Origin of the sequence: Promicromonospora sp. NPDC019610 (genome assembly GCF_044389365.1) — a bacterium.
Lineage (GTDB): Bacteria > Actinomycetota > Actinomycetes > Actinomycetales > Cellulomonadaceae > Promicromonospora.
This window is the reverse complement of the sequence record NZ_JBIRXX010000001.1, coordinates 788619-801453: the sequence shown is the minus strand read 5'-3', so window position 1 is coordinate 801453 and position 12835 is coordinate 788619. Positions and strand designations below refer to the sequence as shown.

The 12835-nt window shown below is 72.1% G+C and carries 10 protein-coding genes; all 10 read right to left on the bottom strand.

All coding sequences use genetic code 11. The annotated features are described in order from the left end of the window. Positions 1-5: 5 nt before the first annotated feature. Positions 6-908: a carbohydrate ABC transporter permease gene (locus tag ACH45N_RS03505; RefSeq protein WP_397391199.1), complete on the bottom strand. Its 903-nt coding sequence runs from the start codon at positions 906-908 to the stop codon at positions 6-8. Then, the gene (locus ACH45N_RS03500; RefSeq protein WP_397391197.1) at positions 905-1891 is read right to left on the bottom strand and encodes a carbohydrate ABC transporter permease; all 987 of its coding nucleotides are present in this window, start codon (positions 1889-1891) and stop codon (positions 905-907) included. The genes ACH45N_RS03505 and ACH45N_RS03500 overlap by 4 nt, the downstream gene beginning before the upstream one ends. 2 nt (positions 1892-1893) lie before the next feature. After that, complete coding sequence (locus tag ACH45N_RS03495; protein ID WP_397391195.1) at positions 1894-3222, bottom strand: ABC transporter substrate-binding protein; 1329 nt, start codon at positions 3220-3222, stop codon at positions 1894-1896. A 1029-nt stretch (positions 3223-4251) separates the two neighbouring features. Continuing rightward, a complete protein-coding gene (locus ACH45N_RS03490) occupies positions 4252-5370 on the bottom strand; it encodes a Gfo/Idh/MocA family protein (protein WP_397391193.1) in 1119 nt (372 codons plus the stop codon). A gap of 532 nt (positions 5371-5902) precedes the next feature. Further along, positions 5903-7468: a mannitol dehydrogenase family protein gene (locus tag ACH45N_RS03485; protein ID WP_397391191.1), complete on the bottom strand. Its 1566-nt coding sequence runs from the start codon at positions 7466-7468 to the stop codon at positions 5903-5905. Next, positions 7461-8315, bottom strand: coding sequence for an ABC transporter permease (locus tag ACH45N_RS03480; RefSeq protein ID WP_397391189.1), 855 nt, complete (start codon positions 8313-8315; stop codon positions 7461-7463). Before ACH45N_RS03480 ends, ACH45N_RS03485 begins: the two co-directional genes overlap by 8 nt. Continuing rightward, complete coding sequence (locus ACH45N_RS03475; protein ID WP_397391187.1) at positions 8315-9229, bottom strand: ABC transporter permease; 915 nt, start codon at positions 9227-9229, stop codon at positions 8315-8317. Before ACH45N_RS03475 ends, ACH45N_RS03480 begins: the two co-directional genes overlap by 1 nt. An 87-nt stretch (positions 9230-9316) precedes the next feature. Then, positions 9317-10444, bottom strand: a complete 1128-nt coding sequence (locus tag ACH45N_RS03470; RefSeq protein ID WP_397391185.1) for an ABC transporter ATP-binding protein — start codon at positions 10442-10444, stop codon at positions 9317-9319. Then, positions 10441-11673: an extracellular solute-binding protein gene (locus ACH45N_RS03465; protein ID WP_397391183.1), complete on the bottom strand. Its 1233-nt coding sequence runs from the start codon at positions 11671-11673 to the stop codon at positions 10441-10443. Before ACH45N_RS03465 ends, ACH45N_RS03470 begins: the two co-directional genes overlap by 4 nt. A 55-nt stretch (positions 11674-11728) precedes the next feature. Beyond that, positions 11729-12790, bottom strand: coding sequence for a LacI family DNA-binding transcriptional regulator (locus tag ACH45N_RS03460; RefSeq protein WP_397391181.1), 1062 nt, complete (start codon positions 12788-12790; stop codon positions 11729-11731). Positions 12791-12835: the final 45 nt, after the last annotated feature.

Here is a 12835-nt window from a genome sequence, read left to right as displayed (position 1 = left end):
GGCGGTCAGCCCTTGAGGCCCTGCGTCGCGACGCCGTCCACCAGGTACCGCTGGAAGACCACGAAGAACAGCAGCACCGGCACGAGCGCGAGCACGGCCATGGCCATCTGCGCGCCGTAGTCGGAGACCGACGTCTGGTCCACGTAGAGCCGCAGCGCGATGGGCAGCGGGTAGGTGTCGGGCCGCTTGAGGTACAGCAGCGGGCCCAGGAAGTCGTTCCACGACCAGATGAAGGCGAAGATCGAGCTGGTGATCACCGCCGGCCGCATGAGCGGGAGCAGCACGAGCCGGAAGATCCCCCAGTGCCCGCAGCCGTCGATCCGCGCCGCCTCGTCGAGCTCCCGCGGCAGCCCCCGCAGGAACTGCACCATGAGAAAGACGAAGAACGCCTCCGTGGCCAGGAACTTGGGCGCCAGCAGCGGCACGAACGTGTTCACCAGGCCCATGGAGTTGAACAGGATGTACTGCGGGATGATCACCACGTGGAACGGCAGGAGCATCGTGCCGATCATCACCGCGAAGTACACCCCGCGCCCGGGAAAGCTGATCCGCGCGAACGCGTAGGCCGACACGGTGGCCGACAGGACGATACCCACGACCGACCCGACCGCGAGGATCAGCGAGTTGAGCACGAACGTCCAGAACGAGACGCCGCCGATGCCGCTCAGCGCCGACGTGTAGTTCTCCACCGTCCACGTCTCGGGCCACAGGTTCACGTTGCCGACGATGTCGCCGCTCGGCTTGAACGAGCTCATCACCATCCACACGCCGGGGTACAGGATCACCACGGCGACGGCGATCACGAGCACGTGGAACACGGCGGACCGCAGGCGCTTGCGCCGGGTCGCCGTCGTGCTCGGCGTGCGCGTCGGGACGGCGCTCGGGGCGGTCGTGGTCGCTGTCGTCATCGCACGTCTCCCGTGTAGTGGACCCAGGCACGCGAGGTGCGGAACAGGACGGCGGTGATGATGCCGACCACGAGCACGAGCACCCAGGCCATGGCCGAGGCGTACCCCATCCGGAACTCCGTGAAGCCCTTGAGGTAGAGGTAGAACGTGTAGAAGAGCGTCGAGTCCGCGGGTCCGCCGGTGCCGCCCGAGATGATGAAGGCGGAGCTGAACACCTGGAACGCGCCGATCGTCTCGAGCAGCAGGTTGAAGAACAGCACGGGCGAGAGCATCGGCAGCGTCACGGAGACGAACCGGCGGACCGGCCCGGCGCCGTCGACGGCGGCCGCCTCGTGCAGCTCGGCCGGGATCTGCTTGAGCCCGGCCAGGAAGATCACCATGGGGGCGCCGAACTGCCACACGGCCAGCAGGATCATCATCGGCATGGTCATGCTCGGGTCGCCCACCCAGCCGCCGGCCGGCAGGCCGAAGAACTGCTGGACCTGGTCGGCGATGCCGTCGTCGATGAACATGGCGCGCCAGACGATCGCCACGGAGACGCTGGCCCCGATGAGCGACGGCGCGTAGAACATCGAGCGGTAGGCGCCCTGGCCGCGGTGCTTCGCGTTGAGCAGCAGGGCGACGGCGAGGGCCGCCGCGAGCTTGACCGGCACGCCGACGAGCACGTAGACCGCCGTCACCTGGGCGGACTTGAGGAACCGCGGGTCGGCGAACAGGGCGGTGAAGTTGTCGACGCCGACGAACGTCGGGGCCCGGAAGAGGTTGTAGTCGGTGAACGCGAGGTACAGCGACATCAGCATGGGGCCGGCCGTCAGCAGCACGAAGCCGAGGAGCCACGGGGACAGGAACGCGTAACCGGCCTTCACGTCGGACCGGTCGCGCTGCGGCTTGCCGCCGCCCCGTGCGGGGGACGACGACGTCGCCGTCCCCCGCACGTTCCCGCGCCCGGCCGCCCGGCCGCGCTCGGTGGTGGTCGCGGACATGGTCAGGACCCGCCGAGGTTCGATTCGGCGCTCTGGAACCACTGGTCGGCGAACTCCTCCGGCGTGATGTTGCCGTAGGACAGCTCCTCACCCAGCCGCTTGAACTCGGCCTCGACCACGCCATAGCCCTCGACGGGCAGCGGGGTGTCCTCCGTGACGCGCTCGGCCACGTGCTCCTCGTAGCCGACGATCTTGCTGTCGATCGAGCCCTCCTCGACCTCCATGGCGTCCCGCTGGGCGGCCACGGCGGGCACGCCCTTGGAGGTGCCGAAGATCTTGCCCACCTCGGGGTCGTTCACGAGGAAGTCGATGAGCGCCGCCGCGGCGTCCGGCTCCTGCGTCGTCGACGACGACGAGAGCAGCATCGACGGCTTCCAGAACTGCGCCGAGCCGTCGGCGCCCGTCGGGACCGGGAGCAGGTCGAGGTTCTCGCTGCCCGCGCCGGCAGAGTAGCCGGCCATCATGTTGTCCCAGGTCATCTCGGTAGCGGCCTGGCCCACCTGCATGCCGGTGAGCGGCTCGACCTGCTTGGCCCGCTCGACGGGGAAGAAGACGCCGTCGTCACGCAGCGGCTGGGTGCGCTCGGCCCACGCGACGAGGTCGGCCTTCTCGAAGGCCGGCGAACCGTCGTCGGCGAACGCCGTCTTGCCCTGCTGGACCAGCCACTGGATGAACAGCCACAGCGTGCCGGTGTAGTCGGTACCGCCGTAGATCTGCGGGTCGTGGTCGGCGCCCGCGGCGCTGACCTCGCGGATCCACGCGTCGTACTCGTCCCAGGTCAGGCCCTCCTTCGGCGGCTCGATGCCGAGCTCGTCCAGGAGGTCGTCGTGGTGGATCATGCCGAGGGTGTTGGTGCTGGTCGGGATGCCGTACTGGCCGTCGTTGACCGACCCGGAGGCGAGCACCGTCTCGTCGAAGTCGTCGGTGTTCAGGTTCACGCCGAGCTGGTTCGACAGGTCCAGGAGCTGGTTGTTCGACGCGTACTGGTGGATGTAGGCGAGGTCCATCTGGAAGACGTCGGGCAGGGTCTGACCGGCCGCCTCGGTGCTGCGCGCGGTCCAGTAGTCGTCCCAGGCCTGGAACTGCGTCTGGACGTCGATGTTCGGGTGCTGCTCCTCGAAGAGCGCCACCGCCTCCTCGTACCGGGCCGCGCGGTCGTCGTCCCCCCACCAGACGAGGGAGAGCTCGATGTCCCGGTCGGTGGCTACCGGTGCTGCCTCGGCCGAGGCGGTCGTACCGCCGGCGCAGGCCGAGAGGGCCAGGGCCGAAGCCGCTGCGAGGGCCGTGACCTGGACGGCCGCCGTCCTTGTGGTGGTGCGTGTGCGGACCACGTGAGCCTCCTTGCTCTGTGTGCTGCTGGTGGCCGGCTGCATCCTCGACGGCCGACTGAATCGATACAATACCGCTACGGGAAGCGTTGTCCAGAGCCTCGGGTCAGGAATTCGTAACAAACTGCATCGTTGGAGGCCGGTCTCGGACGGGGGGCGCGTCGCCGGGGGCGGGCAGGTCGCCGGGGGCGGGCAGGTCGCCGGGGGTGGGCGGGTCGCCGGGGCGCGGCTCTTACGCCGGGCGCGCTGGGGCGCGGGTCGCCGGGCGCGGGCGTTCACGCCGGGCGCCGGGGGGGCAGACGGGCAGCCGGGCAGCCGAACGTAGGACTCGTCGGCGCATGAGGGCCCAGAGTGCGACTAGGCCTACGTTCAACGCCCCCCGGACGACGTCGGGCAGCACGGCGTCGGCCGCGTGCGGCGTGCAGCGCCGAGCGCCGAGCGCCCAACCGCGCCGAACGCAGCGTTGGTGGCGTTCTCAGCACGGGTACCGCAACCAAGCCCGCGTTCACCGGGCGACGTCCGGCACCCGGCACCGCTCGCCAGACGACGCCGCCACCAAGTCCAGGCACGCCACCGAACGTAGGTGCCGTTGGCGCATGAGCGCCCATGAGCCGACCGGGCCTACGTTCAACGCCGCGCACACGGCCGATGTCGGGCAGCGCGGCGGCGGCCGCGTGCGGCGCGCAGCGCCAAGCGCGTGCGGCACTCAGCACCAACCGCCGCCCTGCACCGAACGCAGAGTTGGTGGCTTTCTCAGCGCGGGTACCGCAACCAAGCCCCCGGTCGTCAGCCGACGGCGCCGGCCAACGCCCGGGCGCCCGGCACCGCGGGCCACGCCGCTCAGCCCGCGCCGCCCAACGTAGGAGTCGTCGGTACATGAGGGCTCATGAGGCGACCAGTCCTACGTTCGACAGCCGCGGGGCGGACAGCACGCACCGGCCGCGCCGGGCGGCGTCAACCCGCGGCGTCAACCCGCGGCGTCAACCCGCGGCGTCAACCCGCGGCGTCAGCCCGCGGCGTCAGCTCGCGGCGTCAGCTCGCGGCGGGAGCCGGGGCCGGGGTCGGCGTGGCCTTGAGCGGGGGCCAGCTCGGGCCCGTGCCACGCATGGACTCGTAGAACGGATCACCCGTTCCGATCTCGCCCGCGTGCACGATCGAGCCCGTGAACGCCGACCGGTAGATCGCGGCGACCAGCTCCAGCGTGCCGCGCACGTCGGCCGCGGTGACCGGCGGCGCCTCGCCCGCGACGAACGCGCGGTACGTCGGCACGAACTGGGCGAGGTGCCCCGACGGCAGCGCCTCGGCGTCCGGCTGCCACAGCTCGGCGACGTCGTCGCGGCCCGCGGCGGGCGTGATCGTCCAGTCGGCGTCGGTGTACCCGTACAGGTGCGACAGCTCGATCGTCGCCGCCTCTGTGTCGAACCGCAGGTCGGAGGTCTCCCGCGGCGACAGCAGCGAGTTGGCGATCGTCGCCATCGCGCCGTTGGCGAACCGCACGATCGCCATCGAGACGTCCTCGGTGTCGACGTGCCGCGCCAGGCGCCCGGCCATGGCCGTCACCTCGGACCACGGCCCGAGCGTCGCCAGCAGCAGGTCGAACTGGTGGATGCCGTGGCCCATCGTCGGCCCGCCGCCCTCGGTGTCCCACCGGCCGCGCCACGGCACCTCGAAGTACGCCGGCCCGCGGAACCACAGGGTGTCGCACGTGGCGACCAGCGGTCGGCCGAGGGCGCCGTCGTCGAGCAGACGGCGGAGCTGCCGCGCCCCGTGCCCAAACCGGTGCTGCACCACCTGCGTGAACGACGCCGCGGAGGCGGCCTCGGCCGCCGCGATGCGGTCGATCTCCGCGAGGGACAGCGTGGCGGGCTTCTCGACCACCACGTGCACACCCGCCTCGAGCGCGGCCACGGCGACGTCGGCGTGCACGCCCGGCGGCGTGCAGATGTGCAGCACGTCCGTCTCGGCGAGCACGTCCTCCAGGGAGGTCCCGTGCCCGGGGACGCCGTGCTCGCGGGCGAACTCCTCGGCCCGCGCCACGTCGATGTCGACGGCGTGCACCAGGGTCGCGTCCACGCCGTGCGCCGGCAGGTCCGCGATCGCTCGCGCGTGGGCTCCGGCGATGGCACCTGTGCCCAGGATCGTGACTCTCATCGTGCTCCGTCCTCGTCGACGCGTGTGATCGATCACTCTATCGAGTCGACACGACCCCGCCGCGTCGATCCGCAGGAACACTACCCCCGGGGCGGACCTATGGAAAGGGCTTTCCCATTGCTCCGGCCGGGAGCGGGGCGCTTAGGGACCCACCCCGATCCCCTTTGAGGCCCGGGTTTCTTCGCTTTCGACAGCTAGAAAGCGAAGAAACCCGGGCCTCAAAGGGGATGAAGCACGGCGGCCCGACCGGCCGACCGGATCATCCGATCAGGCCAGACCAGCCCTGGACAGCGCCGGACAGCGCCGACAAGAGGACCACCCCCGGGTCGACCCGGCGAAGTGCGCTTCTACCCTGCGATTTGGCCCGGAAACAGCCTGCTTCCGGGCCAAATCGCAGGGTAGAAGCGCACCCTCGGTCGACGCCGGCGCACGACGCCAGCCCGCGACGCCAGCGCACGACGCCGGGCGCGACGCCAGCCCACCACGCCAGCGCACGCCGCCGCCGCACGACGCCGCAGCCCAGCCAACCAAGTCAGCCGAGCACGGCCTCCAGCTCCGCCGCCACCGTGTCGACGTAGCTCTCCGGCGTCCCCGCGGGCAGCAGCCCCGGCAGCGTGAGCAGCACCCGCAGGTCCTCCTCGGCGCCGGCCAGCCCCGCGACGTCGCCCAGCCCGTCCGAGCCGCCCGGCACCTCGGCGGCGCCGATCAGCGCCTCCAGCTCCGCGGCCCGCGGGTCGTCGATGCCCTCGCCGGAGTGCGTCCGGCGTCGGACGAACTCGGCCCACGCGGCCAGGCCGAACGCCACCCCGTGCGGCTCCCGGCCCGCGGCGAGCGAGTCCGCGAGCACGCCGCCCCAGCGGAACGGGATCTTCTGGGTGCCGTCCATCGCCACCTGCGCCGTGGTGTGCCCGGTGTGCGGGTTGGCGAAGCGGGACAGGATCTGCTCGCCGTACTGCCGCAGGTCCAGGCCCTCGGGCGCGGTGAGCGTCGGCAGCGCGTCCTCGAAGAGGTACTGCCGCGCCCGCTCGGCGATCACCGGGTCGGTGACGGCGCCTGCGATCGTCGTGTGCCCGGCGAGCCAGCCCGAGTACGCGACCAGCGAGTGCGTCCCGTTGAGCAGGCGCAGCTTGGCCTGCTCGAACGGCGCGACATCCTTGGTCAGCGTGGCGCCCGCCGCCTCCCACGCGGGGCGCGGCCCGGCGAACCGGTCCTCGATCACCCACTGCGCGAACGGCTCGCCCACCACGAGGCCCTCGTCCCGCACGCCGAGCGTCCGCTCCACCTGGTCGCGCTGCTCCGGGGTGGTCGCCGGCACGATCCGGTCGACCATGGAGCACGGGAACGTGACGCTCGCGTCGAGGAACGCGCGCAGGGTGTCGCCCTCGGGCCCGGGCAGGGCCGCGTCCGCGGCCTCCCGCACCAGGCGTTCGAGCACCCGGCCGTTGTCGACCATGTTGTCGCAGGTCAGCACCGTGATGGGCGCCCCAGATGCGGCCCGCGCCGCGAGCCCGCGCACCAGCAGACCGATGGCCGACGCCGCCGGCCGCACCGCGTCCTCGGCACCTCCGGGCGCACCTCCGGGCGCACCTCCGGGCGCACCTCCGGGCGCACCACCGGCCGCACCGCCCCCGGCGGCGACCACCGCGGCCAGCGCCGCGAGGTCCCCAGCCACCGCCTCGGTGTCCAGCGACCCGTCGGGCCGCCGGGCGTAGCCCTTCTCGGTGATCGTCAGCGTGACCACGTGGGTCGACGGCGCCGCGAGCGCCGCCAGCACGCGCCCGGTCTCCTCGGCGGGGTAGGCGACGTCGACCACGGACCCGATCAGCTCGACCGAGGACTCCTGCTCCCCCGCGGTGAGCACCGAGTACACGCCGCCCTGCGGGCGGAGCTGGTCGCGCACGGTCGCCGACCGCTGGGTGACGCCCAGGATGCCCCAGGTGGTGTCGCCGGTCGCGATCGCGGCGCGTTCCGTGTAGACGGCCTGGTGCGCCCGGTGGAACGCCCCGATGCCGAGGTGGACCATCCCCACCGCCGTCGGCATCACGGGTGCGTCGATGCCACCCGGGAGGTGGTCCCGGTGCAGGCGGTCCTCAGTCATCGCGTGTCTCCTTGACTTGTGCCACGAGCTGCGTCGGGTTCACGAATCGCAGCGCCACCACGAGCATGACGAGCATCGTCGCGGTGTAGATCACCGACAGGGCCGAGATGAGCTGTCTCGCCTCGCCACCGCCGGCAGCCGTCATGCCACGGTAGATGGCGACGACGAGTGTGTCCGAACCAGGGCCCGAGACGAGGAAGGTCAGCTCGAAGAGGCCGACGGTCCGCACGAGCACCAGGATGGCCGCCGCGAGGATACCCGGCACCAGCAGCGGGGCCAGGATCCGCGTGAACACCTGCCGGGTCCGGGCCCCGCACATCCGGGCGGCCGACTCGATGGCGGGGTTGATCTGCTCGATGAACGGCGTCATCGTCAGGATCACGAACGGCACGGACGGCACGAGGTTGACCAGCACGACGGCGGTCAGCGTGCGGCCCAGCCCGAACGAGTACATGACGGTGGCGAGCGGGATGCCGTAGGTGATGGGCGGCATGAGCACCGGCAGCAGGAACAGCAGCATGACGGCGCGCTTGCCCGGGAAGTCGCGGCGCGCCAGCACGTAGGCGGCGGGCACGCCCACCAGCACCGAGATGACGACGACGAGCACGGCGACGCCGACGGTGACGCCGACCACCTCGCCCAGCGCGAACCGGTCCCAGGCCTCGACGTAGCGCTCGGTGGTCAGGCCGTCGGGCAGCCAGGTGTCGAACCACTGCTTGCCGAACGAGTCGACCACGACGGCGACGAGGATCCCGAGCAGGAACACCCCGAACGCCGTCATGCCCGCCCAGACGAACCAGGTGGACGGTCGCGCGGCGAGCGGCCGCTCCAGCGTGGACGTGGCCATCAGCCCTTCCCTCCCGTGGTCCCGCGATACAGCAGCGAGCGCAGGCCCAGCACGGCGACGACGACGAGCAGCTCGACCGCGCCCATCATCAGCGCGATGGTGGACGCCATCGCGTAGTCGTTCTGCTCACCGAACGCCCGGAACGCCATGAGGGACATGACCCGGGTCTCGCCCATCGCGTCACCGACCAGCCTCGCGGAGGGGAACACCGAGAACGCGAGCACGAACGTCAGGACGAACGTCGTGGCCAGCCCCGGCGCGAGCAGCGGGAGGACGATCCGCCGGAACCGCTGCCACCAGCCGGCGCCAAGGGTCTTCGCGGCCTGCTCGAGTGACGGGTCGATGCCCGACAGGTACGACGAGATGAGCAGGAAGGCGAACGGGAAGCCGGTGATGACCAGGGAGAACATGACGCCCAGGTAGTTGTTCACCAGCTTGAGCGGCTCGTCGATCAGGCCGATCTCCAGCAGCGCCCGGTTGATCCAGCCCTGCCGCCCCGCGAAGATCAGCAGCCCCTGCGCGGTGAGCACGGTGCCCAGGGTGATCGGCAGCACCAGCAGCGACGTCAGCAGCCGCTTGCCGCGGAACCGGTGCCGCAGCACCATCGCCACCGGGACCGACGCCAGCACGTTGAACAGGGCGGCGGGCAGGGCGAGGCGCATCGTGAGCCACACCGAGTCGAACACGAACGGGTCGCGGAAGAACGCGATGTAGTTGGCGAGGATGCCGCCGCCCCACTGCTCCTGCATCGCCGCCGTCGGCTGGATCGTGAGCCCGATCCCGTACGAGAACGGGTACACGAACAGCGCGACGGCGACCACGAGCCCCGGCAGGAGCAGGAGCAGCGCCGGGTCCACGCCCCGCTCGGCCAGCCGGTGCCGCAGGCTCGCGGTCGCACGGGTGGGACTACTCATGGCGCGCCTCCGCTACGTTCCGTTCCGGCCGAGTGCCTCGCAAGCTCGGCCCGCAGCCTCCACTGCACTCCGCATTCGTCGCGCTGGTCACGCCGCCACCTCCTGCGGCACGACGGCGGCGTCCAGGGCCTCCGGGAACACCAGCACCCGCTCGACGGGGGCGGTCAGCGTGACGGCCCTGCCGACGTCGGGCGCCGTCGTCGCGCGGGCGTGCAGCATCGTCTCGCCGGCCTGCACCCCGACGGCGAACTCGCGCCCGTGGTACTCGACCACGGAGACGGTGCCGGGGATCGACCCGGCGGTACCCGCCGTGCCCGAGCCCGCCACGGAGAAGTCCTCCGGGCGCACCGCCACCCGCACGCGGTCCCCCGCGCCGAGGGCGCCGACGGCACGCCCGGTGAGCCGGACGCCGCCGCCGGTCGAGCCGCCCGTCCCCGGCAGCTCCACCACCACCTCGCCCACGGACGCCGAGACGACGGTCGCGGGCAGGATATTGCGGTACCCCATGAAGTCGGCGACGTACCAGCTCGTCGGGCTCTCGTAGAGCTCGTCGGGCGTGCCGACCTGCTGCACGCGGCCCTCGCGCATGACGACCAGGCGGTCGGCCAGCGACAGCGCCTCCTCCTGGTCGTGCGTCACGTAGATCGTGGTGAGCCCGAGGGACTGGTGCAGACGCCGGATCTCGGTGCGCATGTCGAGCCGCAGCTTGGCGTCGAGGTTCGACAGCGGCTCGTCCATGAGCACGAGCGACGGTTCGAGCACCACGGCGCGCGCGATGGCGACCCGCTGCTGCTGCCCGCCCGAGAGCTGGCCGGGCAGCTTGCGGGCGTGCTCCCCGAGCTTGACCAGGTCGATCGCCGCCCGGACCCGCGAGCCGATCTCGGCCCGCGGCACACCCTGCATCTGCAGCCCGAACGCGACGTTCTTCTCCACGCTGAGGTGCGGGAACAGCGCGTACGACTGGAAGACCATGCCGAACCCGCGCCGCTCCGGCGGAAGGGTGTCGATGCGCCGGCCGTCCAGCCGGATCTCGCCGTGCGTGAGCGGCAGCAGGCCGGCCAGGCAGTTGAGCGCCGTCGACTTGCCGCAGCCGGACGGCCCCAGGAGGGCGACGAACTCGCCCGCCTTGATCGTCAGGTCCAGCCCGGACAGCGCGTCCACCCCGCCGAAGCGGCGGCCGACGCCCCGCAGCTCCAGGGACTCGAAGTCGCTCACCCTTCCTCGTCCTCCACCTTGCCGCCGCCGACCTCGCGGTCCCAGATGTCGAACGCGGTCACCATGGAGTCGGCGTCGAGCGGCGTCACCGCGTCCTGCGACTCGATGAGCTCGTCGAACAGGGGGCGGCCGAACTCCTCGATCACGTCCTGCGACTCCTGCGGCGCGAGGTCGAGCGTCGCGCCCTCGACGGCCGGGCCCGGGTAGAAGTAGCCGGCGTCGTACGCCTTGGCGTTCTGCTCGGGGGTGAGCATGTCCTGCAGCAGGAGCAGGATCGCGCTGATCTTGTCGGCGCTCTGCCCCTTCGGGATCGCGGCGTAGTGCGCGTCGGTGACCCACGTGAAGTCGTCGAACGCGGCGGCCTCCAGCGTGTTCGGGAGCTGCCCCTCGGCGCGCGGGGCGATGTCCCAGCCGGTGGTGGTCGGGATCATCGACCAGGTGCCGTCGGCCATGTTGGTCACGACCTGGCCGGTGCCCGTGGGGTAGGTGTCGACGTACTGGCCGAGCTCCTCGAGGTACGCCCAGGTCTTGTCCCAGCCGTTCTCGGGGTCCTTCGGGTCCTTGTCGCCCAGGATGTACGGCAGCCCCATGAGGAACGTGCGGCCCGGGCCGGAGTTCGCCGGGCGCGCGTACCCGAACTTGCCGGGGTTGGCCTTGGCCCACTCCAGCAGCTCCTCGGGCGTGGCGGGCGGGGTGCCGACCACCTCGGGGTCGTACTGGAGCAGCGGACCGGACGGGTAGTACGTCGTCACCACGCCGTAGCCCTCGGCGAGCTCCTGCATGTTCGCGGCGGGCTCCAGGTAGCTCTCCTGGTTGGTCAGCCGGTCGCCGTAGTCGTCCACCACCGGGATCCACAGGTCCTGGCTGATGCCGGCCGCGAGCCCGTCGTTCCCCGTGAACACGACGTCGATCGACAGGTTGCCGCTGTCCACCTGCGGCTTGACGATGCCCGTGACGTCGGGCGCGCCGCCCGTCTCCCAGGTCACCGACTCGATGACGTCCGGGTTGTTCTCGACGAACTCGTCGACCATGCCCTCGGTGAGCCGCTGGTTGCCCGCGACGTCGAGGATGTTCAGGGTGACCGGCTCCGACGGCGTCTCGGGGACGTCGGCCGCGTCGGTGACCGCGCCGCCGCCCTCGCCCCCGGGTGGGGCGGGCGGGGCACAGGCGGTGAGCAGGGTCAGTGCGGCGACACCGACGAGCGCCGCCGCCTTCTTCGAGGTGCGCATGGTGCTTCCTCTCTCTCGGGCTCCTTCGCCCAGGGTTCGTCTGCCGGGACGGGCGTCAGCTGACCGTCCCGGCGGGAGCGGGTCCGGAGGACCCGCGGATCGTGAGCTCCACGGGGAGCTGGACGCTCACCGGTGTGTCGCCGCCGCGCAGACGCGCGAGCAGCAGGTCGACGGCGCGCCGGCCCAGGCGGGCCAGCGGCGCGTGCACGGTGGTCAGCGCGGGCGAGACCAGCGTGGCGAGCTGGACGTCGTCGAACCCCACCACGGACATGCGGCCCGGCACGTCGATGCCGCGCTCGCGCAGCCGGCTCAGGATGCCGAGCGCCATGAGGTCGTTGAACGCGACGACGGCGGTGACGCCGCTCGCCACCGCGTGGTCGGCCGCCCGGGTGCCGCCCCCGAAGTACGGCTGGAAGGTGCCCAGCCGCACGAGGTCGAGGTCCCAGCGGGCGGCGGCGTCGACCAGCCCGGCGAGCCGGCGCCTGCCGGACCAGGACGACGGCGGGCCCGCGGCCACGCCCACGGACCGGTGCCCGAGCGCGTGCAGGTGCCCGAGGACCTGGGCGACGCCGTCGGCGTCGTCCACCGCCACGAACGGGATGGCCGGTGTCTCGGCCTCGCTCGCGCCGGCCGGAGCCGCGCCGTCGTGGCCTGCGGCGTCGTGGCCTGCGGCCGCGGGCAGCTCCCGGCTGGCCAGGACCGCCGTCACGCCCACGAGGGCCGCCCGCAGCTCCGCCTCGCCCGACCGTGGCGACGCCACGATCAGGCCGTCGGTCCGGGCGGCGAGCGCCCCGATGAGCTCGGGCTCGACGTCGGGGTCCTCGTCCGAGTCGGCGACGAACACCTCGTAGCCCTCGGCGCGGGCGCGGGCCTGGACGCTCTTGGTCACGGACGCGAAGTACGGGTTCTCCAGGTCGGGGACCAGCAGGCCGACGGCGTGGGTACGGCCCATCCGCAGGCCGCTCGCCGCGACGTTGGGCCGGTAGCCGAGCTCGGCGGCGGCCCGCGTGACGCGGTCACGGGTCGCGGCGGCCACCCGCTCGGGGGCGGTCAGCGCGCGCGACACGGTGGAGATCGAGACCCCGGCGGCGCGCGCGACGTCGTGCACCGTGACCATGCCACCTCCTGGGTGATTCGCGACACTGCGAACGTTTGCACCTAT